Below are 26,076 nucleotides of genomic sequence, written 5' to 3'. Positions count from 1 at the left end.
TATGGGCATCCGGGTCGCGGTCGCCGGCGCGAGCGGCTACGCCGGCGGCGAACTGCTCCGGCTGCTCGCCGGGCATCCCGAATTCGAGCTGGTCACCGCCACCGCGCACGCCTCGGCCGGCCGGCCCGTCGCCGCCGTGCACCCGCAGCTCGCCGGGCTGGACCTGGTCCTCGGAGCGACCGACCCGGCCACCCTGGCCGACTCCGACCTGGTCTTCCTGGCCCTGCCGCACGGCCAGTCGGCGGCCCTCGCCGCGACCCTGCCCGCCGCCGTCAAGGTGGTCGACCTCGGCGCGGACCACCGGCTGCGCGACGCCGACGCCTGGGCCCGCTACTACGGCGGCGACCACGCCGGCGCCTGGACCTACGGCCTGCCCGAGCTGCCCGGCCAGCGGGCGGCCATCGCCGCGGCCGACCGGGTCGCGAGCACCGGCTGCTACGCGGTCGCCACCACCCTGGCCCTCGCCCCCCTGATCGCCGCCGGCGCCGTCCTCCCCACCGACGTGGTGGTGGTCGCCGCCTCCGGCACCTCCGGCGCCGGCCGGGCCGCCAAGGCCCACCTGCTCGGCAGCGAGGTGATGGGCGACCTGTCGCCCTACAAGGTCGGCGCCCACCAGCACGTGCCCGAGATCAAGCAGGCCACCGGGGCGACCAGCCTCACCTTCACCCCGGTCCTGGCCCCCATGCCGCGGGGCATCCTGGCCACCGTCACCGCCGTCCCGACCGGCGCGGCCGACCCGCGCGAGGTGCTCGCGGCGGCGTACGCGGACGCGCCCTTCGTGCACCTGCTGCCCGAGGGGACGTGGCCCCACACCGCCGCCACCGCCGGCGGGAACTCCTGCCACCTCCAGGTCACGGTCGACGCCGACTCCGGCCGCGTGATCGTGGTGAGCGCCATCGACAACCTGGGCAAGGGCGCGGCCGGCCAGGCCGTGCAGAACGCCAACCTGATGGTCGGCCTCCCCGAGACCACCGGACTGCCCGTGTTTGGAGTAGCCCCATGACCGTCACCACCCCCCGGGGCTTCCGCGCCGCCGGCGTGGCCGCCGGCCTCAAGGCCAGCGGCGCCGGCGACGTCGCCCTCGTCGTCAACGACGGCCCCGACGCCGGTGTCGCCGGCGTCTTCACGGCCAACCGGGTCAAGGCCGCCCCGGTGCTCTGGACCCAGCAGGTCGTCCGCGGCGGCGTGGTCCGCGCCGTGGTCCTCAACTCGGGCGGCGCCAACGCCTGCACCGGTCCGGCCGGCTTCCAGGACACCCACGCCACGGCCGAGCACACCGCCGCCGCGCTCACCGCCAGCAGCCCCCGGCTCATGGTCGGCGCCGGCGAGGTGGCGGTCTGCTCCACCGGCCTGATCGGCGAGCGCCTGCCCATGCAGAAGCTCCTCCCGGGCGTCCGCGGGGCGGTGCGCGGCCTGTCCCGCGAGGGCGGTCACCCGGCCGCCGAGGCGATCATGACCACCGACACCCGGCCCAAGACCACCGTGGCCCGGGGCAGCGGCTGGGCGGTCGGCGGCATGGCCAAGGGCGCCGGGATGCTCGCCCCGGCCATGGCCACCATGCTCTGCGTGCTCACCACCGACGCGGTGGCCGGGCCGGAGACCCTGGACGCCGCGCTGCGGGCCGCCACCCGGGTCACCTTCGACCGGATCGACTCCGACGGCTGCATGTCCACCAACGACACGGTGCTGCTGCTGGCCAGCGGCGCCGCCGGCATCGAGCCCACCGCGGCCGAGTTGACCGCCGCGGTGACCGCCGCCTGCCACGACCTCGCCCAGCAGCTGATCGCCGACGCCGAGGGCGCCACCAAGCAGATCGCCATCGAGGTGACCGGCGCCGCCGACGAGGACGACGCGGTCGAGGTGGGCCGCTCGGTGGCCCGGAACAACCTGGTCAAGACGGCGCTGTTCGGCAACGACCCGAACTGGGGGCGGATCCTCGCCGCCGTGGGCACCACCGCCGCCGCCTTCGAGCCGGACGGCGTGGACGTCGCCGTCAACGGGATCTGGGTGTGCCGGGGCGGCGCCGCCGCCGAGGACCGGGCCAAGGTCGACCTCGCCGGCCGCGACGTCACCATCCGGATCGACCTGCACGCGGGCGACGCGGAGGCGACGATCTGGACCAACGACCTGTCGCACGCGTACGTGCACGAGAACTCGGCGTACTCGTCATGAGCCTCACCGCCGACCTCACCCGGGCCCAGGCCAAGGCCGAGACGCTGATCGAGGCCCTGCCCTGGCTGGCCCGCCTCTCCGGCGCCACCGTCGTGGTCAAGTACGGCGGCAACGCCATGGTCGACCCCGAGCTGCAGCGGGCGTTCGCCGCGGACATGGTCTTCCTCCGGTACGCCGGCCTCAAGCCGGTCGTCGTGCACGGCGGCGGCCCGCAGATCTCCACCATGCTCGGCCGGCTCGGCATCGCCAGCGAGTTCAAGGGCGGCCTGCGGGTCACCACCCCCGAGGCCATGGACGTCGTCCGGATGGTCCTCGTGGGGCAGGTCGGCCGCGAGCTGGTCGGCCTGATCAACGCCCACGGTCCGTTCGCGGTCGGCCTCTCCGGCGAGGACGCCGGCCTGTTCACCGCGGTGCGCCGCCCGGCGTACGTGGACGGGGAGCCGGTCGACGTCGGGCAGGTCGGCGACGTGGAGTCGGTGGACGTCTCGGCGGTGGCCGACCTCATCGCGGCCGGCCGGATCCCGGTCATCTCCACGGTCGCGCCGGACGCCGACGGGGTGCTGCACAACCTCAACGCCGACACGGCCGCCGCCGCGCTCGCCGTCGCCCTGGACGCGCGCAAGCTGGTCGTCCTCACCGACGTGCCCGGCCTCTACGCCGACTGGCCCGACACGGCCAGCCTGGTCAGCGAGATCACCACCGACGACCTGGCGAAGCTGCTGCCGTCCCTGGAGTCCGGGATGGTCCCGAAGATGGAGGCCTGCCTGCGGGCGGTGCGCGGGGGAGTGCCCGCCGCGCACGTCGTCGACGGCCGGGTCGCCCACTCGACGCTCCTCGAAGTGTTCACGTCGGAAGGATTCGGCACGATGGTGATCTCGTCATGAGCACGCTGGTCGAGCGCTGGGGCCAGGCCATGATGGACAACTACGGCACCCCGCCGCTGGCGCTCGTCTCCGGCTCCGGCGCCGTCGTGGTCGACGAGGCCGGCCGGGAGTACGTCGACCTGCTCGGCGGCATCGCGGTCAACGCCCTCGGCCACGCCCACCCCGCCGTGGTGGCCGCCGTGTCCCGGCAGGTCGCCACCCTCGGGCACGTGTCGAACCTGTTCGTCGCCGAGCCGCCGGTGGCCCTGGCGGAGCTGCTGCTGGCGCTGGCCGGCCGCCCCGGCCGGGTGTTCCTCGCCAACTCGGGCGCCGAGGCCAACGAGGCCGCGTTCAAGCTCTCCCGGCTCACCGGCCGCACCCACGTGGTGGCCACGCACGGCGGCTTCCACGGCCGGACCATGGGCGCCCTGGCGCTGACCGGCCAGCCCGCCAAGGCCGACCCGTTCCGCCCGCTGCCCGGTGAGGTGACCCACGTCCCGTACGGCGACGCCGCGGCCCTGGCCGGGGCGGTCACCGACGCCACCGCCATGGTGATCGTCGAGCCGATCCAGGGGGAGAACGGCGTCGTCGTGCCGCCGCCCGGCTACCTGGCCGAGGCCCGCCGGATCACCGCCGCGCACGGCGCGCTGCTGGTGCTCGACGAGGTGCAGACCGGGGTCGGCCGCACCGGGCACTGGTTCGCCCACCAGGCCGACGGCGTCGAGCCGGACGTCGTCACCCTGGCCAAGGGGCTCGGCGGCGGGCTGCCGCTCGGCGCCTGCCTGGCCTTCGGGCGGGCCGCCGACCTGCTCACGCCCGGCTCGCACGGCACCACGTTCGGGGGAAACCCGGTCAGCTGCGCCGCCGCGCTCGCCGTGGTCGCCACCATTGCCAACGAGGGGCTGCTCGATCACGTGAAGCGAGTCGGTGAGCGGCTGCGGCGCGGCGTCGAGGGGCTCGGGCACCCGCTCGTCGCCGAGGTCCGCGGCGCCGGCCTGCTGCTCGGCATCGTGCTCGCCGCGCCGGTCTCCGGCGCGGTGAGCGGCGCCCTGCGGGAGGCGGGCTTCCTGGTCAACCCGGTGCAGCCGGGCGTGGTCCGGCTCGCCCCGCCGCTGATCCTGGACGCCGGGCAGGTCGACGCCTTCCTCGCCGCGCTGCCGGCCGCCCTCGACGCCGCCGCCCCCGCACCCGCCGCCCCCGCACCCGCCGCCACGGAGGTCCCCGCATGATCCGCCACTTCCTGCGGGACGACGACCTCGCGCCCGCCGAGCAGGCCGCCGTGCTCGACCTCGCCGCCCGGATGAAGGCCGACCGGTTCGCCCACAAGCCCCTGGCCGGCCCGCGGTCGGTGGCGGTGCTGTTCGACAAGCAGAGCCTGCGCACCCGGATCTCGTTCGACGCGGGCATCGCCGAGCTGGGCGGGCACCCGCTCGTGGTGGACACCCAGGTCACCCACTTCGGCCGGGGCGAGACCCTCGCCGACGCCGGCCGGGTGCTGTCCCGCTACGTCGCCGCGATCGTGCTCCGCACCCACGGCGACGACCGGATCGCCGAGGTCGCCAGCCACGCCACCGTGCCGGTGGTCAATGCGCTCACCGACACCTACCACCCCTGCCAGCTCCTCGCCGACCTGCTCACCGTCCGGGAACGCTGCGGTGGCACCGCCGGGCGCACCCTGGCGTACGTCGGGGACGCGGCCAACAACATGGCGCACTCCTACCTGCTGGCCGGGGCGACCGCCGGGATGCACGTGCGGATCGCCGGGCCGGCCGGCTTCCAGCCGGACGCCGAGATCGTCGCGCGGGCCGAGAAGATCGCCGCCGGCACCGGTGGTTCGGTCCGGGTGCTCACCGACCCGGTCGAGGCGGTCCGCGCCGCCGACGTGGTCGCCACCGACACCTGGACCTCGATGGGTCAGGAGTCCGACGGGCAGGACCGCATCACGCCGTTCCTGCCGTACCGGGTCGACGACGCGCTGCTCGGCCACGCCGCGGCCGAGGTGATCGTGCTGCACTGCCTGCCCGCGCACCGGGGCGAGGAGATCACCGACGAGGTGCTCGACGGGCCGCACAGCGCCGTCTTCGACCAGGCGGAGAATCGCCTGCACGCCCAGAAGGCGCTGCTGACGTTTCTCCTGGAGGCATCATGACCGCCCCGCTGACCCGGGCCGCGCGGCACGGCCGCATCGTCGAGCTGATCCGCGACAAGGCCATCCACTCGCAGACCGAGCTGGCCGACCTGCTCGCCGGTGACGGCATCCAGGTCACCCAGGCCACCCTCTCCCGGGACCTCAAGGAACTGGGGGCGGTCACCGCGCGCGGCGGCGACGGCCGGGGCGTCTACCTGATCCCGGAGGACGGCCACCGGCCGCTGCGCGAGGCCGAGGCCGCACCGGCCCGCCTCGTCCGGCTGCTGCGCGAGCTGCTCAACGGGGTCGACTCCAGCGGCAACATCGCCGTGCTGCGCACCCCGCCGGGCGCAGCCCAGTACCTGGCCAGCGCGTTGGACCGAGCGGGCCTGTCCGAGATCGTCGGCACCATCGCCGGCGACGACACCATCCTCGTCGTGGCCCGCGAGGCCGACGGCGGCGCCGCGTTGGGCGACAAGCTCGCCGCGTGGGCCCGCCGGGAAGAGAACGTTGAAGGGAGCACCACACCATGACCGAGCGGGTCGTCCTGGCGTACTCCGGGGGTCTCGACACCTCCGTCGCCATTCCCTACCTGGCCGAGCAGACCGGCGCCGAGGTGATCGCGGTGGCGGTCGACGTCGGCCAGGGCGGCGAGGACCTGAACGCCATCCGGCAGCGCGCGCTGGACTGCGGCGCCGTCGAGTCCGAGGTGGTCGACGCGCGCGACGAGTTCGCCGCCGAGTACTGCCTGCCGGCGATCCGGGCCAACGCCCTCTACATGGACCGCTACCCGCTGGTCTCCGCGCTGTCCCGGCCGCTGATCGTCAAGCACCTGGTGGCCGCGGCGCGCAAGCACGGCGGCACCATCGTGTCGCACGGCTGCACCGGCAAGGGCAACGACCAGGTCCGCTTCGAGGTCGGCCTGAGCGCGCTCGCCCCCGAGCTGAAGATCATCGCGCCGGCCCGCGACTTCGCCTGGACCCGGGACAAGGCGATCGCCTTCGCCGAGGAGAAGGGCCTGCCGATCGACGTGTCGGCGAAGTCGCCGTACTCCATCGACCAGAACCTGTGGGGACGCGCGGTGGAGACCGGCTTCCTGGAGGACATCTGGAACGGCCCCATCGAGGACCTCTACTCCTACACGGCCGACCCGGCGCAGGAGCGGGACGCCGACGAGGTGGTCATCACCTTCGACGCCGGCGTGCCGGTCGCCGTCGACGGCGAGACCGTCACCCCGTACCAGGCGATCCTGGAGCTGAACCGACGCGCCGGCGCCCAGGGCGTCGGCCGGCTCGACATGGTCGAGGACCGCCTCGTCGGCATCAAGAGCCGCGAGGTCTACGAGGCCCCCGGCGCGATCGCGCTGATCGCCGCCCACCAGGAGTTGGAGGCGGTCACCGTCGAGCGGGACCTGGCCCGGTTCAAGCGCGGCGTCGACCAGCGCTGGGGCGAGCTGGTCTACGACGGCCTCTGGTTCTCACCGCTCAAGCGCTCGCTCGACGCGTTCATCGACGACGCCCAGCAGCACGTCTCCGGCGAGGTGCGGCTCACCCTGCACGGCGGCCGGGCCACCGTCACGGGCCGGCGCTCCGAGGCCAGCCTCTACGACTTCGGCATGGCCACCTACGACACCGGCGACACCTTCGACCAGTCCCTGGCCAAGGGTTTCGTGCAGCTCTGGGGCCTGCCCAGCAAGATGGCCGCCGCGCGGAACGCCCGGCTGAGCGGTTCCTGATCGTGAACAGCACAATGGGTGGGGTGGACGACAAGAGCCTGACCGAGAACAGCGCCCCCGCCAACCGGACGAGCCTCTGGGGAGGCCGGTTCGCCGGCGGTCCCGCCGAGGCGCTCGCGCGGCTGTCGGTGAGCGTCCAGTTCGACTGGCGCCTCGCCCCGTACGACATCGCCGGCTCCCGGGCGCACGCCCGGGTCCTGGCCGGCGCGGGCCTGCTCGACCCCGAGGAGCTGGGGAGGATCCTGGCCGCGCTGGACGACCTGGAGGCCGCCTGCGCCGCCGGGACGTTCCGGCCCACGATCGACGACGAGGATGTGCACACCGCGCTGGAGCGTGGGCTGCTGGAGCGGCTCGGCAGCCTCGGCGGCAAGCTGCGGGCCGGCCGCTCCCGCAACGACCAGGTCGCCACCGACCTGCGGCTCTACCTGCGCGACCACGCCCGCGGCGTGGCCGCCCGGCTGGTCGAGCTGGCCGAGGCCCTGGTCGAGCAGGCGGAGCGGCACGTGGACACGGCCGCGCCGGGCATGACCCACCTCCAGCACGCCCAGCCGGTCACCTTCGGGCACTGGCTGCTGGCCCACGTGCAGCCGCTGCTGCGGGACCTGGAACGGCTGCGCGACTGGGACCACCGGTGTGCCGTCAGCCCGCTGGGCGCCGGCGCGCTCGCCGGCTCCGGCCTGCCGCTGGACCCGGTGGCGGTCGCCAAGGAGCTGGGCTTCCGCACGTCCTTCGCCAACTCGATGGACGCGGTGGCCGACCGGGACTTCGTGGCCGAGTTCCTCTTCGTCACCGCGATGATCGGCGTGCACCTCTCCCGCCTCGGCGAGGAGGTGGTGCTCTGGACGTCGCAGGAGTTCGGCTGGGTCGAGCTGGACGACGCCTTCGCCACCGGGTCGTCGATCATGCCGCAGAAGAAGAACGCGGACATCGCCGAGCTGGCCCGGGGCAAGTCCGGCCGGCTGGTCGGCGGCCTCATGAGCGTGCTCACCATGCTCAAGGGCCTGCCCATGACCTACGACCGCGACATGCAGGAGGACAAGGAGCCGGCCTTCGACGCGGTCGACACCCTGGAGCTGCTGCTGCCCGCCCTCGCCGGGATGATCTCCACGATGACGGTCCGGGTGGACCGGCTGGTCGCCACCGCGCCGTCGGGCTTCTCGCTGGCCACCGAGGTGGCCGACTGGCTGGTCCGGCGCAACGTGCCGTTCCGGGACGCGCACGAGATCACCGGGAAGCTCGTGGCGCTCTGCGCCGCCCGGGACTGCGCGCTGGACGAGGTGTCCGACGCCGACCTGGCCGCGGTGAGCGAGCACCTGGAGCCGTCGGTGCGCGACGTGCTCTCGGTGCGCTCCGCCCTGGCCGCCCGGATCACCCCCGGCTCGACCGGCCCCGGGCCGGTGGCCGACCAGCTCGCCACGGCCGCGGACAAGCTGGCCGGCTGGCGGGACTGGACCGCCGAGCGGGTCGTGCCCCGCTGAGCCATCAGGTCCCCGGCCGACGGTCTCGGGTGACACAGAGCCAGGCCCCCAGCATCACGCTGGGGGCCTGGCCACGTTTAGCCGGTGCGGCAAGGGGCATGCGCGGCGGGACCTAGGGGGCGACGCGACGGACAGAGTTGTCGAACAGCCCACGCCACCGTTTCCCGGACAGTCCCAGTCGAGGCCGGGACTGGATGCCCGGATGGATCCGCGGCCGCGCAACCAGGCGAAAGCGCTGCGCGGATCCGGAAAGCTCACTGATTGCGCCGCGCTGATCACCGGAGGGGACAGCGGCATCGGCGCCGCCGTCGCGATCCTGTTCGCCCGGGAGGGGGCGGACGTTGCCATCGTGTGCCTGCCCGAGGAGCAGGAGGACGCGGACCACGTTCGTGAGCTGGTGGGGAAAGAGGGACGGCGTTGCCTGGTGCTGACCGGAGACGTGAAGGACTCCTCGTTCTGCGACTCGGCGGTGGAGCGCACCGTCGCGGAGTTCGGCCGGCTGGACATCCTGGTGAACAATGCCGCCATCCTGTTCCAGTACTCGTCGCTGGCGGACGTTCCGGACGACGATCTTGACGAGCTGTTCCGCACCAACGTGTCGGCCTACTTCTACATGGCACGTGCGGCGCTGCGGCACCTCCCCGCGGGTGGGTGCATCGTCAACTGCGGTTCGGTCGCCGGTTTCGAGGGCAACCCGTCGCTCATCGGGTACGCGGAAACCAACGGAGCGATTCACACCTTCACCAAGTCGCTGGCGACGGAACTGATCGGGCGGGGAATCCGGGTGAACTGCGTGGCGCCCGGACCGGTATGGACGCCCTTGAACGCCTCCAGCCGCAGTCCGGAGCAGCTGGCGGGATACGGGGACCAGACCGACGGCGTGCCGCTGGGCCGGCCGGCGCAGCCCGAGGAGATCGCAGCCGCCTTCCTGTTCTTCGCCAGCAACGCGGACAGCAGCTACGTCACAGGTGAGACGCTGGCCCTGTTCGGCGGCCGGGTTCTCGCCCGGTAGACGAGGCGGCCCTTGGTGCCGGGCTCGGTGAGGAGAGCCGATGCTTGATGTGAACCCTCCCTTGCGGCCCGTACACCGGCCCGACGGCTACCTTCGCCTGGAGGACATGGGGCTGATCGGGGAGGGCGCGGCCGTGGCGCTGGTCGGCGTCGACGGCTCGATCCCCTGGCTGTGCGTACCCCGCTTCGACGCCGAACCGGTTCTCGCCGGCCTGCTCGACAACCGGCGCGGCGGGCACTTCACCGTCACCGCCCAGGACCTGCGCGAGGCGCGACAGCACTACCTCCCGGACACCGCTGTCCTGGTCACCGAGCTGCGCACCGCCACCGGCCGGCTCCAGATCACCGATGCGATCGTGGTGCGCCCCGGCGCCGATCTCACCGACGACGCGCCGGCCGGCCGCGCGGAACTCGTCCGCTCGGCGCGCGTCCTCGACGGCACCGTCCGGCTGGACGTCGATGTGCAGCCCCGCGACGGCGGCCAGACTCATGCCGCGTTCGACGGCCTGGAAATTCGACCCGCTCGGCGACCTGACCTGCGGCTGCACCTGCGCGCCGATCGCCCGCTGACCAGCCTGCCGGCCGCCTTCGACCTGCGGGAAGGCGAACACCTGGACCTGGTGCTCTCCTGGGGCCGGGTCCACCGCCACCACCGCTTCGACGCCGAGGAGATGCTGGCGACGACGGCGGACGCGTGGCGACGCTGGATGGCCCACTTCACCTACAGCGGTCCCCAGGAGCCCCTGGTCCGTCGCTCGGCGATCACTCTCAAGCTGTGCGACGACTGGGTCAACGGCGGCATGGTCGCAGCACCCACGTCCTCGCTGCCCGCACCGATCGGCGGCGTCCGCAACTGGGACTACCGCTACGCATGGATCCGCGACGCAGCCTTCACCGTGTTCGCCATGCGCCGCGTCGGATTCCGGAACGAAGCGGACGCGTTCCTCGGATGGGTGCTCGACGCATTCGAGCGCAGCCGGCAACCACGGATCATGTACACCCTCGACGGCGGCCCGGTGCCCGACGAGGTCGAGGACCCGGGGCTGGAAGGCTACCGCGGCTCGGCCCCGGTGCACTGGGGCAACGGCGCGGCCGACCAGCGCCAGCACGACGTCTACGGAGAGGTGCTCGACTGCGCCGATCAATGGGTACGTGGCGGAGGCGAGCTCCAGCCAGCCCTGTGGGCCCAACTGCGCGGGCTCGCTGATGCCGCCGAGTGGGCGTGGCGGGAACCGGATCAAGGGCTCTGGGAGATCCGAGGCGGCGGCCGGGTGTTCACCTACTCGGCCGGGATGTGCCAGGTGGCGCTGGATCGGGGAGCGGCCCTCGCCGAACAGCTCGGCCTGCCCGGATCGACAGCCCGATGGCGTGCGGCGGCCGCCGAGCTGACCCGACGCATCCTCGAGGGGTCCTGGGACGAGAAGGCACAGACGCTCAGCGCTCATCTCGACGGCGGCGGCGTGCTCGACGCGAGCCTGCTGGCCCTGCCACTGCGGCGGGTGATACCCGCCACCCACCCACGGATGGTCGCCACCACCGCCGCTGTCGCCCAACGGCTGTCCGCCGCGGACGGGCTGCTCTACCGCTACCTGCACGAGGACGCGCCGGATGGGATCGCAGGCGACGAGGGCGCCTTCGTGCTGTGCAGCTTCTGGCTGGTCGAGAACCTCGTCCTGCAGGGACGCCTCGAAGAGGCGCACGAGCTGTACGGATCCCTGTGCGCGAGGACGAGCCCGCTCGGTCTGCTGTCCGAACAGATCGACCCCGCCACGGGCGCCTTCCTCGGCAACTTCCCGCAGGCATTCAGCCACATCGGGATCATCGCCAGCGGGGTGAGTCTGGCCCGAGCCACGTCCGGCGTGACCGCATGACCCCGGTGATCACCGTGGCCGGAGCCGTCAGGCCGTGGGGCGCTCGCGCCTGGGCAGCTTCCCCACCACCGCGTCGTACGACCCGTCGAGCGCCTCGCGCAGCTCGTCGTCGGGGATGCCGCCGTCGAGCCGGAGGGTGTTCCAGCCCGCGCGGCCGATGTAGGGGGAAGGGCGGGCGTCCTCGGGGAAGCGGTGCACCCACTCGTCGGCAACCTCGCGGGACGGTCCGCACTTGACCCCCACCCGCGCCTCGCCGTCGGCGGACCCGAGGAAGGCGAAGATCCGGCTGCCCACCTTGACGACCTCGTCGCCCTCCCACGGCTGGTCGAGCCAGGCGCCCGGTTTCGCCAGGCAGTAGGTCAGCATCTCCTCGCGCGTCATCGCGTCCTCAGTCGCCGGTGCCGGTGCGCAGGGTGAGCCGCTCGTAGCGCTGCCGCGCCGCCTGCGCGCTGCCCAGTCCCAGCCCGAACGCGATGGCCTGCCAGGTCAGACCCCGGCCGCGGGCCACCTGCAGCAGGCCCGCCTCCAGGGCGTCGACCTCGGTGCGCACGTGCGGGATCAGGGTCAGCGCGGCCATGAGGTCGGCCTGGTCGACCGGCTCTTCGCCCTCGGCCAGCTCCGCCCCGCCCGCGAGCGCCATGACCAGCGTCGCCGCCTCGTAGGCGTCGGGGACGTCGGGGTGCGCGTAGCGCCGGCGGCGGGCGTCGCTGCCGGCGTGCCGCTCGGCGATCCGCAGCAGCGCCGCGTAGTTGCGATGCGCCCGGGCCTGGGCAGCATCCGGAGCGGTGAACGGGTCGTTGTCCATCGTGACCATGTCGTCGATTCCACACCCTTGAACGACACTTTGTCAACAGCCCGTTGAAAGCAATTCGTGCCTGCCGCGCGGATCCCGCTAGGGTTTCCCGGTGACCGCGACTGACCTCTCCGCCCTCTCCGACCTGCTCGCCGGGCCGGTGGTTCCCGCCGCCCGGGGACTGCTCGGCTGCCGGCTCACCGGGCACGGGGTCACCGTCCGGATCACCGAGGTCGAGGCGTACGCCGGCACGGCTGGCGACCCGGCCTCGCACGCCCACCGGGGCCGCACGCCGCGCAACGCGGTGATGTTCGGTCCGGCCGGGCACGCCTACGTCTACTTCACCTACGGCATGCACTGGTGCGTGAACGTGGTGACCGGACCGGACGGCGAAGCCTCGGCCGTGCTGCTGCGCGCCGGCGAGGTGGTCGACGGCCTCGACGTCGCGCGGGAGCGCCGCCCGGCCGTACGCCGGGACGTGGATCTCGCGCGCGGCCCGGCCCGGCTCTGCGCGGCGCTCGGCATCGACCGGTCCGTCTACGGCGCCGACCTGCTCGGCGACGGTCCGGTGCGGTTGCGGCCCCCGCTCGCGCCGGTGCCCGAGGCGGCGGTCTCCGCCGGCCCCCGGGTCGGCGTCACCGGCGCCCACGACGTGCCGTGGCGCTTCTGGCTCACGGGCGAGGAGACGGTGAGCGCGTACCGCCGGCACGTGCCCCGGACCCGGCGCTGACCGGGGGCGCGGCGCGCCGGGGCTGAATCCTGTCGGTGGGTGTGGCCATAATCACCGCACCCGTCGATGAGGGAGGACCGGCATGACGACGCTGCTCGCGATCGGCACCGGCAAGGGACTCTTCTTGGCCACCAGCTCGGACCGGCGCGACTGGGCGGTGAGCGGCCCGCACTTCCCGATGACCGGGGTCTACGCGGTCGCCGTCGACAAGCGCCCGGGCCGGCCCCGGCTGCTGGCCGGCATGACCAGCTCGCACTTCGGCCCCAGCGTGGCCACCAGCGACGACCTGGGCGGCTCCTGGCACGAGCCGGAGCAGGCGCCGGTCGCGTTCCCGGCCGAAACCGGGGCCAGCCTGGGGCGGGTCTGGCAGCTCACCCCGGCCGGCCCGGACCAGCCCGACGTGGTCTGGGCGGGCGCCGAGCCGTCCGCGCTGTTCCGCTCCGAGGACGGCGGGCGCACCTTCAGCCTGGTCCGGGCGCTCTGGGACCACCCCCACCGGGAGCAGTGGGGCGCCGGCTTCGGCGGCCAGGCCGTGCACAGCGTGCTCCCGCACCCGGGCGACCCGGGTCGGATGGCGGTGGCCATGTCCACCGGCGGCGTCTACCGCACGGAGGACGCGGGAGCGAGCTGGGCGCCGGGCAACACCGGGATCCGGGCCTACTTCCTGCCCGACGAGTGGCCCGAGTTCGGCCAGTGCGTCCACAAGATCGCCCGGGACGCCGGCGACCCCGAGCGGCTGTACGCGCAGAACCACCACGGGGTCTACCGCTCCGACGACGACGGGCGCAGCTGGACCTCGATCGCCGCGGGCCTGCCCAGCGACTTCGGCTTCCCGATCGTCGCCCACCCGTCCCGTCCGGGCACCGTCTACGCCTTTCCGCTGACCGCCGACGGCGAGCGGTTCCCCACCGACCGGCGCTGCCGGGTCTACCGCTCGGCCGACGCGGGCGCGAGTTGGGAGCCGCTGACGGCCGGCCTGCCCGACGGGCCGTTCTACCCCGCGGTGCTGCGCGACGCCATGTGCGCCGACGACCACGACCCGGCCGGCGTCTACTTCGGCACCCGCTCCGGCGAGGTCTACGCCAGCGCCGACGAGGGCGACTCCTGGTCGCTTGTCGCCGCGCACCTGCCGGACGTGCTCTGCGTCCGGGCCGCGGAGGTCTGAGTGGTCACCGTGCTGCTGCCCGGCCCGCTGCGCGCCGAGACGGGCGGTGAGGGCCGCCTCGCGGTGGCCGCCGCCGGCACGCTGCGGGCGGTCCTCGACGAGCTGGCCACCACGTGGCCCCGGCTGGCCCGCCGGATCCGCGACGAGCGCGGCGACCTGCGCCGCTACGTCAACGTCTACGTCGACGGGGAGGACTGCCGCCACACCGGCGCCCTCGACACCAGGGTGCCCGAGGGCGCCGAGATCCAGATCCTCCCGTCGGTGGCCGGCGGCTGACCCACCCGCGTGGCGTGCGGTGCGGGGTGGCGTGGGCCACGCCGGGGTGGGGGCCGACCGGAATAGTTGCTTCGTCAAATATGTTGTGCGGAGCGATTCCGGGCCGGGGGCGGTCCGGACCCACCCGAGGAGCTGGTCATGCAGTTCGGAGTCTTCACCGTCGGCGACGTCACGGTCGACCCGACCACCGGGCGGCTGCCGTCCGAGCATGAGCGGATCAAGGCCATGGTGGCCATCGCGCTCAAGGCCGAGGAGGTCGGGCTCGACGTGTTCGCCACCGGCGAGCACCACAACCCGCCGTTCGTGCCGTCGTCTCCCACCACCATGCTCGGCCACATCGCGGCCCGCACCGAGCGGCTGCTGCTGTCCACCTCGACCACGCTGATCACCACCAACGACCCGGTGAAGATCGCCGAGGACTACGCGATGCTCCAGCACCTGGCCGACGGGCGGGTCGACCTCATGATGGGCCGTGGCAACACCGGCCCCGTCTACCCCTGGTTCGGGCAGGACATCCGCAACGGCATCCCGCTCGCCATCGAGCACTACGACCTGCTGCACCGGCTGTGGCGGGAGGACGTGGTCGACTGGAAGGGCCGGTTCCGCACCCCGTTGCAGTCGTTCACCTCGACGCCGCGCCCGCTCGACGGCGTGCCGCCGTTCGTCTGGCACGGCTCGATCCGCAGCCCCGAGATCGCCGAGCAGGCCGCGTACTACGGCGACGGCTTCTTCGCCAACCACATCTTCTGGCCCAAGGAGCACACCCAGCGGATGGTCGCCCTCTACCGGCAGCGCTACGCGCACTACGGGCACGGCACCGCCGACCAGGCCATCGTCGGCCTCGGCGGCCAGGTCTTCATGCGCAGGAACTCGCAGGACGCGGTCCGTGAGTTCCGGCCGTACTTCGACAACGCCCCGGTCTACGGGCACGGGCCGTCGCTGGAGGAGTTCACCCGGGAGACCCCGCTGACCGTGGGCAGCCCGCAGCAGGTCATCGACCGCACGCTGAGCTTCCGCGAGTACGTCGGCGACTACCAGCGCCAGCTCTTCCTCATGGACCACGCCGGGCTGCCGCTGAAGACCGTGCTGGAACAGCTCGACCTTCTCGGCGAGGAGGTCGTCCCGGTGCTGCGCAAGGAGTTCGACTCGCTGCGCCCCGCGCACGTGCCCGAGGCGCCGACCCACGCGTCGCTGCTGGCCGCGGCCGGTGGCGCCAAGGACAGCACGGTCCACGCCGTCGACGACGTGACCGGCAAGGCGCCGGAGGAGGCCCGATGACCCGCCGCACCCTGGCCGTGGTCTCGGCCGGCCTCAGCCAGCCCTCGTCGACCCGGCTGCTCGCCGACCAGCTCGCCGCGGCCACCCGCGACGAGCTGGTCCGGCGCGGCGCCGAGGTGGAGATCAACACGGTGGACCTGCGCGAGCACGCCCACGACGTCGTCAACCACATGCTCACCGGCTTCCCGCCGGCCGCCCTGCGGGCGGCGCTGGACACCGTCGCGGGCGCGGACGGCCTGATCGCGGTCACCCCGATTTTCAACGCGTCCTACAGCGGGCTGTTCAAGTCGTTCTTCGACGTCGTCGAGAAGGAGGCGCTGGCCGACCGGCCGGTGCTCATCGGGGCCACCGGTGGCACCGCCCGGCACTCGCTCGCCCTGGAGCACGCGGTCCGGCCGATGTTCGCGTACCTGCGGGCGGTCGTGCTGCCGACCGCGGTGTTCGCCGCGCCCGAGGACTGGGCCGGCGACGGCGCCGACCGCGCGCTGCGCTCCCGGATCCGCCGGGCCGGCATCGAGCTGGCCGAGCAGATCGACCGCCGTCCGGCGGCGACCGGGCCGGCCGACCCGTTCGCGCTCACCACCAGCTTCGAGGACCTGCTCGCCGGCCGCGACCCGGCCTGAGCCCGGCCGCGACCCGGCGGCCGGTCACCCGGCGGCCGGCCGGCAACCTCAGTCGCCGTCCGGCTCGTACGGGTGCGCCACCAGCACCGGGCAGTGGGCGTGCTGCACCAGCGCCTGGCTGACCGAGCCGAGCAGCAGCCCGGCGAAGCCACCCCGGCCCCGGGAGCCGACGACCACCAGCGCCGCCTCGCCGCTCGCCTCGATCAGCGCCTGCTCCGGGGACTCGCCCCGCAGGGGCCGCTCGACCACGCTCAGCACGGGGTGGTCCGTGCGGATCCGGGCGGCCGCCCCGGCCAGCAGCTCCGCCGACTCGGCCTGCGCGGCGGCAGTGGCCTCCGCCGCGGCGTCCGGCGCCACCGCGCCCCGCTCCGGCGTGCGGACGTGCACGAGCACCAGCTCGACGTCCCGGCGGACCGCCTCGTCGGCGGCGAGCCGGACGGCGTACGCGGCCGACTCGGACCCGTCCACCCCGACCAGCACCGGACCCCGCACCGGGATGGGCTGCTCCGCCGGGCGGACCACCAGCACCGGGCAGTGCCCGTGCTGCGCCACCTGGTTGCTCACCGAGCCGAGCAGCAGCCCGGCGAAGCCGCCCACACCGCGGCTGCCCACCACCACGAGCTCCGCCCGGCGGGACTCCTCGATGAGTGTGACCCCCGGGCCACCGGCCACCTGGCGCACCTCCACCCGCAGGCCCGGATGCCGGTCGACCAGATCCGCGGCCACCTGTTCCAGCATCTTCCGCGACTCCTCGGTGGGCGCCGGCACCCCGAGGTCGTACGGGTTGAGCGGCACCCCGTAGCCGAGCGGGTGCAGGTAGCCGTGCACCACGTGCAGCGGCCGGGACCGCGCCACGGCGGCTCGCGCGGCGTGTTCGGCGGCGGTGAGGCTGGTCGACGATCCGTCGACACCCACCACGACAGGTCGGTTCATCGGCATCCCTCCGGTCGGCTCCGCCCATTGTCGACGACGACCCCGCCCGCCGAGCCCGAACGCGGCCGTCCGCGCCGGCCGAGGGGGAAGGGGCCGGCGCGGACGGGGGACGGTCAGCCCGCGGCGGGGCCCCGGCGGTGCCGGACGATGGCCAGCGGGCTGCGGGCGTGGTGCAGCACCGCGTGGCTGACCGAGCCGAGCAGCAGCCCGCCCAGGCTGCCCCGGCCGTGCGCGCCGACGACGACCAACTGGGCGTCGGCGGACTCCGCCACCAGCGCCGCCGCCGGGGAAGCGGCGACCACCTTGCGCCGGACCCGCACCTCGGGGTGGCGCTCGGCCCAGCCGGCGACCGCCTCGGCGAGCACTCGCTCCTCCTCCGCGCGCAGCTCCTCGGGGTCGTACGCCAGCGGCACGATGTCGCCGGGGCCGACCGGGGCCGGGTAGAGCCAGGTGTGCACCGCCACCAGGTCGGCGCCGCGCCGGGCCGCCTCGGCGAACGCGAAGCCGATGGCCTCGGTGGACAGCGCCGAGCCGTCCACCCCGACGACGACCGGGCCGTCGGCGCGCGGCTCGCCCCGCACCACCAGCACCGGGCAGTCCGCCCGGGCGGAGAGCCCGACGGCCGCCGAGCCGACCAGCAGCTCGGCGAACCCGCCGAGCCCGCGGTGACCGAGGACCAGCAGCGCGGCGTCCCGGCTCTCGTCCAGCAGCACCGGGACGGCGGCGCCCTCGCGTACCGCGCCGGTCACCGGCAGCTCGGCGTCGACCTTGCGGGCCTCGTCGAGCGCCTCGGCGACCACCTGCTCCGCCTCCTGCCGCAGCTCCTCGTGCGGCAGGGCGGCCGCCACCGGGCCGAGCGGGGTGCCGAGCAGCGGCCACTGGAACGCGTGCACCACCCGCAGCGGCCGGTGCCGGGTGGTCGCTGTCCGCGCGGCCAGCCGGACCGCGTCCAGAGCGGTGGGGGAACCGTCCACGCCCACCACGACGGGAGCACCGGATCTGTCGGTCATCACGTCCTCCTTCGGTCACCTCCAGGGTTCTCCGGTCGGCGTCTCGCCGGCAGAGGCCTTGCACCCGGCCGGTTCGGGACCAACGGCCCTGACGGTCCGGGCCGGACGGGTGTCCGATGGAGTCGGGACGATCCGCCCGTGCCGCGTGCGCACCGCGACCCGGTGGGCGGCCGGGTCCCCCGTCCGACCCCTGGGAGGCGAGCGACCGATGACCCCGCTGGAGATGCTCCGCGTACACCCCTTCCTCGCCGGGCTGCCCGATGAGTGGCTGCCCCCGCTGACCGGCTTCGCCCGCCCGGTGGTCTGGCACCCCGGGCACCGGCTGTTTCGGGCGGGGCAGCCGGCCGAGCGGTTCTGGCTGGTCCGCGGCGGCCAGGTGGCGCTGGACTTCCCGGTGCCCGGCCGCGGCGACGTGGGGATCGAGACGATCGGCCCGGGCGGGGTGCTCGGGTGGTCGTGGCTCTTCCCGCCCTACCGCTGGCAGTTCGGGGCGGTCGCCGTCCAGCGGAGCACCGCTGTCGAGTTCAGCGCCGCGGGGGTGCGCCGGTTGATGGAGTCCGACGACGCCGTCGGACGGCAGCTCACCACCCGCTTCATGAGCGTCGTGGTGGACCGGCTGCAGGCGTCCCGGGTGCGGCTGCTGGACCTGTACGGCTACCCGGCCGCGCTCCCGCCGACCGGCTGACCCGCGGCGTGCCGGTGGACGACCAGGTCGTCCACCTCCAGCCGGCCGATCCGCAGCTCCCGGATCACCGCCCGGCGGACGGCCAGGTGCGCGATCATCAGCCGGCCGATCACCACGGCCCCGATCGCCGCCGCGGCGAGGGCCAGGGGCGCGGCCGCCGTCGGGCCCAGGGCGCGCGGGCCGGCCGCCGTCGGGCCGACGACGGAAGGTCGGACGGTACGCATCGGGAACGCCCGGCGCCGCGGGCGGTGCAGCATCCTGTTCATCCGTGGATCCTCTGCTCCCACCCGGTTGGTCCGGCACCGACTTCGGCGCCGGTCCATCGCCCGGGTGACGCGACGCCGCCCGCCGGCGGTTCCTCCCGCGGCGATACGGGAGAGGGTCCGGACATCCCCGTCCTGTCGGTGGGTCCGCGTATCCTCCGGCGATGACCAGTGAGGTGCGGCTCCGCCCGGTACGTGACGAGGACCTGCCGGCGTTCTTCGCCCACGAGCAGGATCCGCAGGCCAACTGGATGGCCGCGTTCGGCCCGAAGGACCCGGCCGACCGGGCCGCCTTCGACGCCCACTGGGCCCGCATCCGGGCCGACCCGCGCATCGAGAACCGCACGGTGACGGTCGACGGCGTCGTGGTCGGGCACGTGGCCGCCTTCCCGGTGGGGGAGCGCACCGAGGTCAGCTACTGGATCGACCCCGCCCGCTGGGGTCGGGGTTACGCCACCGCGGCGCTCGCCGCGCTGCTGCGGGAGCTGCCGCAGCGGCCGGTGCACGCCCGCGCCGCCAAGGACAACGCCGCCTCCCTGGCCGTGCTGCGCAAGTGCGGCTTCGTCGTGGTCGGCGAGGACTCGGGGTACGCGGTCGGCCGCGGCGCCGAGGTCGAGGAATACGTGCTGGAGCTGCCCGCCGTGCCGGCTGACCTGGGTGACCACTAGTCTCCCCGGGGTGAACTGGCTGGAACTCGTCGGCTGGGCCGGCTCCGCGCTGCTGGTCTGGTCGCTGCTGCAGACCCGCATCCTGCGGCTGCGCGCGCTCAACCTGGTCGGCTGCCTCATCCTGATCGGCTACAACGCCGCCGTGCACGTGTGGCCCATGGTCGGGCTCAACGTGGTGCTCGCCGTGATCAACGTCTGGTACCTGCGGACGATGCTCGCCACCCGCCACGACGCGCAGACCTACGAGGTGGTCGAGGTGGGCACCGGCGACGCGTTCCTGGCCCACACCCTGCGGGTGCACGCCGCCGACATCGCCCGGTTCAATCCCGACTTCCGCTGGGACCCGGCCGCCGCCGACCGCTCGGCGTTTCTGGTGGTCCGCGCCGACGAGGTGGTCGGTGTGGTGGTCTCGCACGCCGAGGCCGGCGGGGTGGCGCAGATCGACCTCGACTACGTGACCCCGCCGTTCCGCGACTTCACCCCCGGTGAGTTCGTCTACCGGCGCAGCCGGCTGTTCACCGACCGCGGCTTCCGCCGGGTCGTCAGCCCGCGCGGCATGGTCGCCCCCTACTACCACCGGCTGGGCTTCCGCCCGGAGGGCGACGCGTACGTGCTGGACCTGCCCGCGCCCGCCTGACCCCTCGACCGGAGGATTGCGCGGCCCGCCCGCGGGGCACAGAGGGGCGACGCCGCCCGGGCCACGGTCGGCGACGGGTCGGCCACGGCGGCCGGCCCGGGTCGGGCCGAGGGAGAGAACCGCGCGTGCAGAGCTACTGGAGCCAACTGGCCCTGGTCGGAGTTCTGGTGATCGTCAACGCGGCCTTCGCCGGCAGCGAGATGGCCCTGGTGTCGCTGCGCGACAGCCAGCTCCAGCGGCTGGAACGCGGCAGCCGGGCCGGGCGCACCCTGGCCCGGCTGGCCAAGGACCCCAACCGGTTCCTGGCCACCATCCAGATCGGGATCACCCTGGCCGGCTTCCTGGCCTCCGCCGCCGCGGCGGTGTCCCTCGCGAAGCCCCTCGTCCCGCTGCTCGGGGTGTTCGGTGACGCCGCCGAGACGGTCGCCATCGTCGGGGTCACCCTGGCGCTGACGTTCGTGACCCTGGTCTTCGGCGAGCTGGCCCCGAAGCGGATCGCCATGCAGTCCGCCGAGCGGTGGGCCCTCGTCGTGGCCCGCCCGCTCGACGTGCTGGCCAGCGTGACCCGGCCGGCGGTCTGGGCGCTCGGCGCCACCAGCGACCTGGTGGTCCGCCTGTTCGGGCTCAACCCGAAGCACGAGCCGGACGAGATCGGCCCCGACGAGCTGCGCGACATCGTGGCCGGCAACCACGGCTTCACCAAGGAGCAGCGGACCATCATCGCCGGCGCCGTGGAGATCGCCGACCGGCAGTTGCGCGCGGTGCTCGTACCCCGGTTGCAGGTCTTCACCCTGGACAGCGGGACGACCGCGGAGGCCGCCCGGCTGGTCCTCGCCGCGACCGGCCACTCCCGGGCGCCGGTAGTCCGGCACGGCGGCCTGGACGACGCGGTCGGGGTGATCCACCTGCGCGACCTGGTCGGCATTCCCGACGACCGGCCGGTCGACGAGATCGCGCGACCCCCCATGCTGCTGCCCGACTCGCTGTCGGTGGTCGACGCCCTGCGCCAGTTCAAGGCGGAACGCCAGCACATCGCGCTGGTGGTCGACGAGCGTGGCGCCGTGGACGGCATCGTCACCCTGGAGGACATCCTCGAGGAGATCGTCGGCGAGATCTACGACGAGACCGACCGGGACCTCGGCTCGGTCCGCACGGAGGAGGACGGGACGCTGCTGCTGCCCGGCACCTTCCCGGTGCACGACCTCACCGACCTGGGCGTCGAGCTGCCCAACCGGCCGCCGGGCGACTACACCACGATCGCCGGGCTCGTGCTCATCTGCCTCGGGCACATCCCCACCGTGGCCGGGGAGCAGGTCCGGGTCGACGGCTGGGACCTGGCCGTGGGCGGCGTCGACCACCACGCCATCACCGAGGTCCGGGTCCGCCGGCACACCCGCCGCGACCACGCCGCGGACGCCGAGCACGCCGAGCGCGCCGAGCACGCCGAGCGCGCCGACGCCGACGGCACGCCGGTCCTCGACGAGGCCCGGGGCTGACCTCAGCGGCGCCCCGCCGGCGGGCCGAACGGGAAGCCGGGCACCGGTGGCAGCAGCTGCACCGCGTCGGCGGGCACCTGGAGGGTGCTGCGCCCCAGCACCCGCGTGATCGCGCGCAGCAGCCACGGCCCCGACGGGTGCCGCTCCGGCCCGATCAGCCGGCTCGTGACCCGGGTCCACCAGTGGCCGGCGACGATCACATCGGTGATCCGCAGCCGCTCCGGTGGCCAGCCGCCCCGCACCACCACGTCGACGACCCGGCCCAACCGTCGCCCGCGCAGGTCGTACGCGGTCCGGCCGAGCAGCTCACCCGCTCGCACGGCCCGCTCCGGGAATCCGGTCGATCAGGTGCCGGCGCAGCCAGGACTCCACCGGCGAGGGCGGCAGGTCGGCCGCCGTGCAGCGCAGCCGCACCATGCTGTCGACCCGGTCGACCTGGGTGAGGGCGATCCGCAGCGGCGGCACCGGCGGGTCGTCGGTGAACCGGTCGGCGACGGCCACCAGCAGCCGCCCGATCCGGCCCCCGACCCGCTGCCCGAGCGCCGCCTGCCCGGTGAGCAGGCAGTCCACGTACGGGTAGCCCTCCTCGTCGACGGCGAACGCGATGTCGTCGACCCGCCCGACCAACCGGCCGTCGACGTCGACGATCTGCCGGTCGAGCAACTGCTTGGCGAGCTGGATCCTCATCGCCCCATCCTCGTGATGATCGCCAACGGGAGCGCCGCCACCGAGGCGGCGACGATGAGCAGCAGGAACAGCGCCCCGAGCAGGTTCGTCCACCACCCGTTGACCCGGTCGCCGAGGTAGTTGCGGTCGTTCGCCACCACCAGGATCGGCAGATACGTCAGCGGCAGCACCACCGCGCTGAGCACCAGCATGTACTCGGTGAGCCGGATCGGGTCCACGCTGGTCATCAGCAGCAGCACCCCGAGCAGCAGCCCGACCAGCAGCACGCTGTGGAACCGGGCCGCCTCCCGGGGGCTGACCCGCTTGCCCCACTGCCAGCCGAAGTACTGCGCCGCCGCGTACGCGGCGGACAGGCCGGTCTCCAACGCCGCGCCGAAGGTCACCGCGAAGAACGCCAGCACCGCGGCGGCCAGGCCGGCCCCGCCCAGCGCGGTCACCACCGGCCGGGCCACCTGGTCGAGGGTGTCCAGCGACGCCCCCGACGGGTGGTACGCCACCGTCGCCACGGCGATCAGCGACAGCGCCAGGAAGCCCCCGACGGGAAACCCGATCAGGACGTTCGACCGGGCGTGCGCCAGGTCGGCGGCGCTCCACCGCTCCTCGACCCCGCCGGAGGAGAAGAAGAACACCTCGTACGGGCTGACCGTCGACGCGAACAGCGCCACTGCCACGAACCAGTACACCGACCAGCTCTCGCCGGCGGAGCTGACGCGCAGGGCGCCGTGCCCCAGCTCGGCCCAGTCCGTGGGCAGCGCGAACAGCGCGACCGCGAAGACCAGCAGCGCCAGCCCGGCCAGGCCGAAGACCCGTTCCATCAGCTCGAACCGCATCCGCCACAGCACCAGCCAGACCGCCACCGCGGCCACCGGCACCCAGAGCAGATGGCTCAACCCGGTCGCGAGCTGCAACGCCAGCGCCACCCCACCCAGCTCGGCGGCCAGGGTGATCACCGTGACCAGCCAGGAGGCGACCAGGTTGAGCAGCGCCACCCGCGGCCCGAGCCGCTCCCGGACCAGGTCGAACACCGCCCGGCCGCTCACCGCCGCGATCCGGCCGGCCATCTCCGCGTACGCGCAGATGCCCACCACCCCGACGAGCAGCACCCAGGCGTGGGCCATCCCGAAGCGGGCGCCGGCCTGGCTCGCCGCCACCAGGTCGCCGATGTCGACGAAGCCGCCGACGGCGGACAGCACGCCGAGCGTGGCCGCGAAGAGTTTCCTCACGTCGGGTCGGGAGTGGCCGGGCTCATCGACGCGACGATATCGGTGTCAGATCCCCGATCTGGGGCGAATCGAGCAGCCCGCGATCAGGCGGAGGTGAGGTTCTGCAGCCGCACCTGGCCGCGCGACACCAGCCGGCCACCCTCGTCGGTGATCTCCACGAGCCAGAGCTGCTGGCTGCGACCGCGATGGATCGGGGTCCCGACCGCGGTCAGCTCCCCGTCGCGGACCGCGCGCAGGAAGTCGGTCTGGTTGGACACCCCGACGACCTTGCCCTTGTCACCCAGCCACAGGGCGCCGCCGATGCTGGCCGCCGTCTCCACGACCGAGCAGTAGACCCCGCCGTGCTGGATCCCGTACGGCTGGTGCAGGTCCGGACGGACCTGCCAGCGGATGACCACCCGGTCCCCGCTCACCTCGTCGAACTTCAGGCCCAGCAGGGCGACGAAGCCCCCGGTCAGATCCGGCTCCTCCACGGCGACCCCTCCCTCTCGCGCGACGGCGTCGCCAGCCTAGTCGGCGCCCACGTCGGCAAACCCGGTACGGGTGCGGGCCGCTGATGGGGGAGAATCGGTGACCGTGACCGACAGCAACCTCCCGCAGGGGCGGGACTCCCTGACCGAAGACCTGCTGTGGCGGGGCCTGATCCAGGACTCGACCGGCCTCGACGAGCTGCGCGCGCTGCTCGACGGCGGGAGCACCACCTTCTATGTGGGCTTCGACCCGACGGCGCCGAGCCTGCACGTCGGCAACCTCATGCAGGTCGTCATGGCGCGCCGGCTCCAGCTCGCCGGGCACCGGCCGCTGCTGCTGGTCGGCGGCGCCACCGGTCAGATCGGCGACCCGAAGGAGAGCGCCGAGCGCACCTTGAACCCGCCCGAGGTCATCGCCGGCTGGGTCCAGCGCATCCGCGACCAGCTCGCGCCCTTCGTGACGTACGAGGGGCAGAACGCGGCCCAGCTGGTCAACAACCTGGACTGGACCGGCGAGATGTCGGTGGTCGAGTTCCTCCGGGACGTCGGCAAGCACTTCCCGGTGAACAAGATGCTGGCCCGGGAGGTCGTCAAGGCCCGGCTCGAGACCGGGATCAGCTACACCGAGTTCAGCTACCAGCTGCTCCAGGCCAACGACTTCTTCGAGCTGCACCGCCGGCACGGCTGCCAGCTCCAGTACGGCGGATCCGACCAGTGGGGCAACATCACCGCCGGGGTGGACTACATCCGGCGCCGTGGCGCCGGGCCGGTGGAGGCCTTCACCACCCCGCTGGTGACCAAGTCGGACGGCACGAAGTTCGGCAAGAGCGAGACCGGCGCGGTCTGGCTCGACCCGGAGATGACCAGCCCCTACGCCTTCTACCAGTTCTGGGTCAACGCCGACGACCGGGACGTCACCCGCTACCTGCGGTACTTCAGCTTCCGCTCGCGGGAGGAGCTGGAGGAGTTGGAGAAGGCCACGGCGGAACGCCCGCAGGCGCGGCTCGCCCAGCGGGCCCTCGCCGAGGAGCTGACCGCGTTGGTGCACGGCGAGCGGGAGATGGCCCAGGCGGTCGCGGCGAGCCAGGCGCTCTTCGGTCGTGGCTCGCTCGACGAACTGGCGCCGGAGACCCTGCGCGCCGCGCTCACCGAGGCCGGCCTCGTGCACCTCGACGAGCTGCCCGACGTCGCGGGCCTGCTCAAGGCGTCGGGTCTCGTGCCGAGCATGAAGGAGGCCCGGCGGGTCATCGCCGAGGGCGGCGCGTACGTCAACAACGTGCGCATCGCCGAGGTGGACGCGACGGTGTCGCCGGCGGACCTGCTGCACGGCCGCTACCTGGTGCTGCGCCGCGGCAAGCGCAACTTCGCCGGCGTCGAGCTGGGCAGATAGCCCTCCGTCGACGATGTGACGCGGGACGCGCCCGGCGGATTTGACGATCAATCCGCCGGGCGCGTAACTTTCTCTCTGCCAGCGCGGAACGGACGAAACAGGCGAAAGACCTGGAAGGCCGGAGCGCAGGACCGAAGACGGGCGGTGCCCCGAATTCGCCGGGAGGCGGATTTGGCGAGGCGGAACCGACCGGGTAAGGTTATCGGCCGGCAGGGACACGGACGAGCGAGCGGGAAACCGCAGCGGCCGTCCTGCCGAATTCCACGAGGCGCCCGGCGCGAGCCGGTCGAATAGTGGTGCCCGGCAGAAGGGTGGAAGGCGCGACAAACCGCGAAACAGCGGTTTGACACGGCAGAAACCACCGGGTAACGTAGTAAAAGTGCCCGGCGCGAGAGCGGCGGGTGTGGTTGAACGAAATGCCCCGGATGGTGGCTCCGCGGATGTGGGGTTTCCGGATGGTGTGTGGTTGTTCTTTGAGAACTCAACAGGGT

29 protein-coding genes are annotated in these 26,076 nt (G+C 73.7%); 20 read left to right on the top strand and 9 right to left on the bottom strand.

The annotated features are described in order from the left end of the window. The first annotated feature begins 1 nt into the window (after position 1). From argC to NFX44_RS31410, 10 genes are all read left to right on the top strand, one after another. The gene (gene argC, locus NFX44_RS31455) at positions 2–1,003 is read left to right on the top strand and encodes an N-acetyl-gamma-glutamyl-phosphate reductase (RefSeq protein WP_262287268.1); all 1,002 of its coding nucleotides are present in this window, start codon (positions 2–4) and stop codon (positions 1,001–1,003) included. Further along, positions 1,000–2,172 (top strand): bifunctional glutamate N-acetyltransferase/amino-acid acetyltransferase ArgJ, encoded by a 1,173-nt coding sequence (argJ, locus tag NFX44_RS31450; RefSeq protein WP_262287231.1) that lies wholly within the window; start codon positions 1,000–1,002, stop codon positions 2,170–2,172. The genes argC and argJ overlap by 4 nt, the downstream gene beginning before the upstream one ends. Then, positions 2,169–3,056 carry an acetylglutamate kinase gene (gene argB, locus NFX44_RS31445; RefSeq protein ID WP_262287230.1) on the top strand — a complete coding sequence of 296 codons (888 nt, stop codon included), beginning with the start codon at positions 2,169–2,171 and terminating at the stop codon, positions 3,054–3,056. Before argJ ends, argB begins: the two co-directional genes overlap by 4 nt. After that, a complete protein-coding gene (locus tag NFX44_RS31440) occupies positions 3,053–4,264 on the top strand; it encodes an acetylornithine transaminase (protein WP_262287229.1) in 1,212 nt (403 codons plus the stop codon). Before argB ends, NFX44_RS31440 begins: the two co-directional genes overlap by 4 nt. After that, positions 4,261–5,184 carry an ornithine carbamoyltransferase gene (gene argF, locus NFX44_RS31435; protein ID WP_262287228.1) on the top strand — a complete coding sequence of 308 codons (924 nt, stop codon included), beginning with the start codon at positions 4,261–4,263 and terminating at the stop codon, positions 5,182–5,184. The genes NFX44_RS31440 and argF overlap by 4 nt, the downstream gene beginning before the upstream one ends. Continuing rightward, entirely contained in the window at positions 5,181–5,696 is a 516-nt protein-coding gene (locus NFX44_RS31430; RefSeq protein ID WP_262287227.1) for an arginine repressor, read from the top strand. Before argF ends, NFX44_RS31430 begins: the two co-directional genes overlap by 4 nt. Next, positions 5,693–6,898 (top strand): argininosuccinate synthase, encoded by a 1,206-nt coding sequence (locus NFX44_RS31425; protein ID WP_262287226.1) that lies wholly within the window; start codon positions 5,693–5,695, stop codon positions 6,896–6,898. The genes NFX44_RS31430 and NFX44_RS31425 overlap by 4 nt, the downstream gene beginning before the upstream one ends. A gap of 14 nt (positions 6,899–6,912) precedes the next feature. Continuing rightward, entirely contained in the window at positions 6,913–8,376 is a 1,464-nt protein-coding gene (argH, locus tag NFX44_RS31420) for an argininosuccinate lyase (RefSeq protein ID WP_262287267.1), read from the top strand. A 202-nt stretch (positions 8,377–8,578) separates the two neighbouring features. After that, a complete protein-coding gene (locus NFX44_RS31415) occupies positions 8,579–9,388 on the top strand; it encodes an SDR family oxidoreductase (RefSeq protein ID WP_262287225.1) in 810 nt (269 codons plus the stop codon). Positions 9,389–9,428: 40 nt separating this feature from the next. Beyond that, positions 9,429–11,258: a glycoside hydrolase family 15 protein gene (locus tag NFX44_RS31410; RefSeq protein WP_262287224.1), complete on the top strand. Its 1,830-nt coding sequence runs from the start codon at positions 9,429–9,431 to the stop codon at positions 11,256–11,258. Positions 11,259–11,285: 27 nt separating this feature from the next. On the opposite strand, the gene NFX44_RS31405 is transcribed toward NFX44_RS31410, so the two are convergent. Both NFX44_RS31405 and NFX44_RS31400 read right to left on the bottom strand, forming a co-directional pair. Then, on the bottom strand, positions 11,286–11,639 hold the full coding sequence (locus NFX44_RS31405) for an MmcQ/YjbR family DNA-binding protein (protein WP_262287223.1): 354 nt from the start codon (positions 11,637–11,639) through the stop codon (positions 11,286–11,288). A 7-nt stretch (positions 11,640–11,646) separates the two neighbouring features. Beyond that, complete coding sequence (locus tag NFX44_RS31400) at positions 11,647–12,072, bottom strand: DNA-binding protein (RefSeq protein WP_262287222.1); 426 nt, start codon at positions 12,070–12,072, stop codon at positions 11,647–11,649. A gap of 91 nt (positions 12,073–12,163) precedes the next feature. Between NFX44_RS31400 and NFX44_RS31395 the strand changes: the two genes are divergently transcribed. From NFX44_RS31395 to NFX44_RS31375, 5 genes are all read left to right on the top strand, one after another. Next, positions 12,164–12,781 carry a DNA-3-methyladenine glycosylase gene (locus tag NFX44_RS31395; protein WP_262287221.1) on the top strand — a complete coding sequence of 206 codons (618 nt, stop codon included), beginning with the start codon at positions 12,164–12,166 and terminating at the stop codon, positions 12,779–12,781. Positions 12,782–12,863: 82 nt separating this feature from the next. After that, a complete protein-coding gene (locus tag NFX44_RS31390; protein WP_262287220.1) occupies positions 12,864–13,946 on the top strand; it encodes an exo-alpha-sialidase in 1,083 nt (360 codons plus the stop codon). Then, positions 13,947–14,222 carry a ubiquitin-like small modifier protein 1 gene (locus NFX44_RS31385; RefSeq protein ID WP_262287219.1) on the top strand — a complete coding sequence of 92 codons (276 nt, stop codon included), beginning with the start codon at positions 13,947–13,949 and terminating at the stop codon, positions 14,220–14,222. Positions 14,223–14,360: 138 nt separating this feature from the next. Then, positions 14,361–15,500: an LLM class flavin-dependent oxidoreductase gene (locus NFX44_RS31380; RefSeq protein ID WP_262287218.1), complete on the top strand. Its 1,140-nt coding sequence runs from the start codon at positions 14,361–14,363 to the stop codon at positions 15,498–15,500. After that, the gene (locus tag NFX44_RS31375) at positions 15,497–16,123 is read left to right on the top strand and encodes an FMN reductase (protein WP_262287217.1); all 627 of its coding nucleotides are present in this window, start codon (positions 15,497–15,499) and stop codon (positions 16,121–16,123) included. The genes NFX44_RS31380 and NFX44_RS31375 overlap by 4 nt, the downstream gene beginning before the upstream one ends. 48 nt (positions 16,124–16,171) lie before the next feature. Here the strand turns inward: NFX44_RS31375 and NFX44_RS31370 are convergent, their stop codons facing one another. Both NFX44_RS31370 and NFX44_RS31365 read right to left on the bottom strand, forming a co-directional pair. Beyond that, complete coding sequence (locus tag NFX44_RS31370; protein ID WP_262287216.1) at positions 16,172–17,062, bottom strand: universal stress protein; 891 nt, start codon at positions 17,060–17,062, stop codon at positions 16,172–16,174. A gap of 107 nt (positions 17,063–17,169) precedes the next feature. Further along, positions 17,170–18,066 carry a universal stress protein gene (locus tag NFX44_RS31365; protein ID WP_262287215.1) on the bottom strand — a complete coding sequence of 299 codons (897 nt, stop codon included), beginning with the start codon at positions 18,064–18,066 and terminating at the stop codon, positions 17,170–17,172. A gap of 208 nt (positions 18,067–18,274) precedes the next feature. On the opposite strand from NFX44_RS31365, the gene NFX44_RS31360 reads away from it, so the two are divergent. Then, the gene (locus NFX44_RS31360) at positions 18,275–18,751 is read left to right on the top strand and encodes a cyclic nucleotide-binding domain-containing protein (RefSeq protein WP_262287214.1); all 477 of its coding nucleotides are present in this window, start codon (positions 18,275–18,277) and stop codon (positions 18,749–18,751) included. On the opposite strand, the gene NFX44_RS31355 is transcribed toward NFX44_RS31360, so the two are convergent. Beyond that, positions 18,721–19,017: a hypothetical protein gene (locus NFX44_RS31355; protein ID WP_262287213.1), complete on the bottom strand. Its 297-nt coding sequence runs from the start codon at positions 19,015–19,017 to the stop codon at positions 18,721–18,723. The two genes, NFX44_RS31360 and NFX44_RS31355, sit on opposite strands and share 31 nt — an antisense overlap. 161 nt (positions 19,018–19,178) lie before the next feature. On the opposite strand from NFX44_RS31355, the gene NFX44_RS31350 reads away from it, so the two are divergent. The 3 genes from NFX44_RS31350 to NFX44_RS31340 all read left to right on the top strand — a co-directional run bounded on the left by NFX44_RS31350 (position 19,179) and on the right by NFX44_RS31340 (position 21,815). Further along, positions 19,179–19,682: a GNAT family N-acetyltransferase gene (locus NFX44_RS31350; protein WP_262287212.1), complete on the top strand. Its 504-nt coding sequence runs from the start codon at positions 19,179–19,181 to the stop codon at positions 19,680–19,682. Between the two features lie 10 nt (positions 19,683–19,692). Beyond that, positions 19,693–20,319, top strand: coding sequence for a YgjV family protein (locus NFX44_RS31345; protein ID WP_262287266.1), 627 nt, complete (start codon positions 19,693–19,695; stop codon positions 20,317–20,319). 125 nt (positions 20,320–20,444) lie between these two features. Next, a complete protein-coding gene (locus NFX44_RS31340) occupies positions 20,445–21,815 on the top strand; it encodes a hemolysin family protein (protein WP_262287211.1) in 1,371 nt (456 codons plus the stop codon). A 2-nt stretch (positions 21,816–21,817) separates the two neighbouring features. Here the strand turns inward: NFX44_RS31340 and NFX44_RS31335 are convergent, their stop codons facing one another. The 4 genes from NFX44_RS31335 to NFX44_RS31320 all read right to left on the bottom strand — a co-directional run bounded on the left by NFX44_RS31335 (position 21,818) and on the right by NFX44_RS31320 (position 24,198). Continuing rightward, the gene (locus NFX44_RS31335; protein ID WP_262287210.1) at positions 21,818–22,135 is read right to left on the bottom strand and encodes a PRC-barrel domain containing protein; all 318 of its coding nucleotides are present in this window, start codon (positions 22,133–22,135) and stop codon (positions 21,818–21,820) included. Continuing rightward, a complete protein-coding gene (locus NFX44_RS31330) occupies positions 22,122–22,502 on the bottom strand; it encodes a hypothetical protein (RefSeq protein WP_262287209.1) in 381 nt (126 codons plus the stop codon). Before NFX44_RS31330 ends, NFX44_RS31335 begins: the two co-directional genes overlap by 14 nt. Continuing rightward, on the bottom strand, positions 22,499–23,725 hold the full coding sequence (locus NFX44_RS31325) for an NRAMP family divalent metal transporter (protein ID WP_262287208.1): 1,227 nt from the start codon (positions 23,723–23,725) through the stop codon (positions 22,499–22,501). Before NFX44_RS31325 ends, NFX44_RS31330 begins: the two co-directional genes overlap by 4 nt. Before the next feature lie 83 nt (positions 23,726–23,808). Further along, positions 23,809–24,198 (bottom strand): PaaI family thioesterase, encoded by a 390-nt coding sequence (locus NFX44_RS31320; RefSeq protein ID WP_262287207.1) that lies wholly within the window; start codon positions 24,196–24,198, stop codon positions 23,809–23,811. Positions 24,199–24,301: 103 nt separating this feature from the next. On the opposite strand from NFX44_RS31320, the gene tyrS reads away from it, so the two are divergent. After that, positions 24,302–25,585 (top strand): tyrosine--tRNA ligase, encoded by a 1,284-nt coding sequence (tyrS, locus tag NFX44_RS31315; protein WP_262287265.1) that lies wholly within the window; start codon positions 24,302–24,304, stop codon positions 25,583–25,585. Positions 25,586–26,076 lie beyond the last annotated feature (491 nt).

It is taken from the genome of Micromonospora sp. MA102, assembly GCF_025460765.1.
Classification (GTDB): Bacteria; Actinomycetota; Actinomycetes; order Mycobacteriales; family Micromonosporaceae; genus Micromonospora; species Micromonospora halotolerans.
The sequence above is the reverse complement of the archived record's forward strand: the minus strand, read 5'-3'. Positions and strand labels throughout refer to the sequence as shown.

What these genes read in the sequence shown, in the direction of transcription:
- NFX44_RS31430 (WP_262287227.1), top strand. Translation starts at nt 5,181, where the DNA reads ATGACCGCCCCGCTGACCCGGGCCGCGCGGCACGGCCGCATCGTCGAG.
- argB (WP_262287230.1), top strand. Translation starts at nt 2,169, where the DNA reads ATGAGCCTCACCGCCGACCTCACCCGGGCCCAGGCCAAGGCCGAGACG.
- NFX44_RS31360 (WP_262287214.1), top strand. Translation starts at nt 18,275, where the DNA reads ATGACCCCGCTGGAGATGCTCCGCGTACACCCCTTCCTCGCCGGGCTG.
- NFX44_RS31355 (WP_262287213.1), bottom strand. Translation starts at nt 19,017, where the DNA reads ATGAACAGGATGCTGCACCGCCCGCGGCGCCGGGCGTTCCCGATGCGT.
- argF (WP_262287228.1), top strand. Translation starts at nt 4,261, where the DNA reads ATGATCCGCCACTTCCTGCGGGACGACGACCTCGCGCCCGCCGAGCAG.
- NFX44_RS31375 (WP_262287217.1), top strand. Translation starts at nt 15,497, where the DNA reads ATGACCCGCCGCACCCTGGCCGTGGTCTCGGCCGGCCTCAGCCAGCCC.
- NFX44_RS31380 (WP_262287218.1), top strand. Translation starts at nt 14,361, where the DNA reads ATGCAGTTCGGAGTCTTCACCGTCGGCGACGTCACGGTCGACCCGACC.
- NFX44_RS31410 (WP_262287224.1), top strand. Translation starts at nt 9,429, where the DNA reads ATGCTTGATGTGAACCCTCCCTTGCGGCCCGTACACCGGCCCGACGGC.
- NFX44_RS31330 (WP_262287209.1), bottom strand. Translation starts at nt 22,502, where the DNA reads ATGAGGATCCAGCTCGCCAAGCAGTTGCTCGACCGGCAGATCGTCGAC.
- NFX44_RS31350 (WP_262287212.1), top strand. Translation starts at nt 19,179, where the DNA reads ATGACCAGTGAGGTGCGGCTCCGCCCGGTACGTGACGAGGACCTGCCG.
- argJ (WP_262287231.1), top strand. Translation starts at nt 1,000, where the DNA reads ATGACCGTCACCACCCCCCGGGGCTTCCGCGCCGCCGGCGTGGCCGCC.
- NFX44_RS31400 (WP_262287222.1), bottom strand. Translation starts at nt 12,072, where the DNA reads ATGGTCACGATGGACAACGACCCGTTCACCGCTCCGGATGCTGCCCAG.
- argH (WP_262287267.1), top strand. Translation starts at nt 6,913, where the DNA reads ATGGGTGGGGTGGACGACAAGAGCCTGACCGAGAACAGCGCCCCCGCC.
- argC (WP_262287268.1), top strand. Translation starts at nt 2, where the DNA reads ATGGGCATCCGGGTCGCGGTCGCCGGCGCGAGCGGCTACGCCGGCGGC.
- NFX44_RS31440 (WP_262287229.1), top strand. Translation starts at nt 3,053, where the DNA reads ATGAGCACGCTGGTCGAGCGCTGGGGCCAGGCCATGATGGACAACTAC.
- NFX44_RS31370 (WP_262287216.1), bottom strand. Translation starts at nt 17,062, where the DNA reads ATGCCGATGAACCGACCTGTCGTGGTGGGTGTCGACGGATCGTCGACC.
- NFX44_RS31390 (WP_262287220.1), top strand. Translation starts at nt 12,864, where the DNA reads ATGACGACGCTGCTCGCGATCGGCACCGGCAAGGGACTCTTCTTGGCC.
- NFX44_RS31415 (WP_262287225.1), top strand. Translation starts at nt 8,579, where the DNA reads ATGGATCCGCGGCCGCGCAACCAGGCGAAAGCGCTGCGCGGATCCGGA.
- NFX44_RS31365 (WP_262287215.1), bottom strand. Translation starts at nt 18,066, where the DNA reads ATGACCGACAGATCCGGTGCTCCCGTCGTGGTGGGCGTGGACGGTTCC.
- NFX44_RS31405 (WP_262287223.1), bottom strand. Translation starts at nt 11,639, where the DNA reads ATGACGCGCGAGGAGATGCTGACCTACTGCCTGGCGAAACCGGGCGCC.
- NFX44_RS31425 (WP_262287226.1), top strand. Translation starts at nt 5,693, where the DNA reads ATGACCGAGCGGGTCGTCCTGGCGTACTCCGGGGGTCTCGACACCTCC.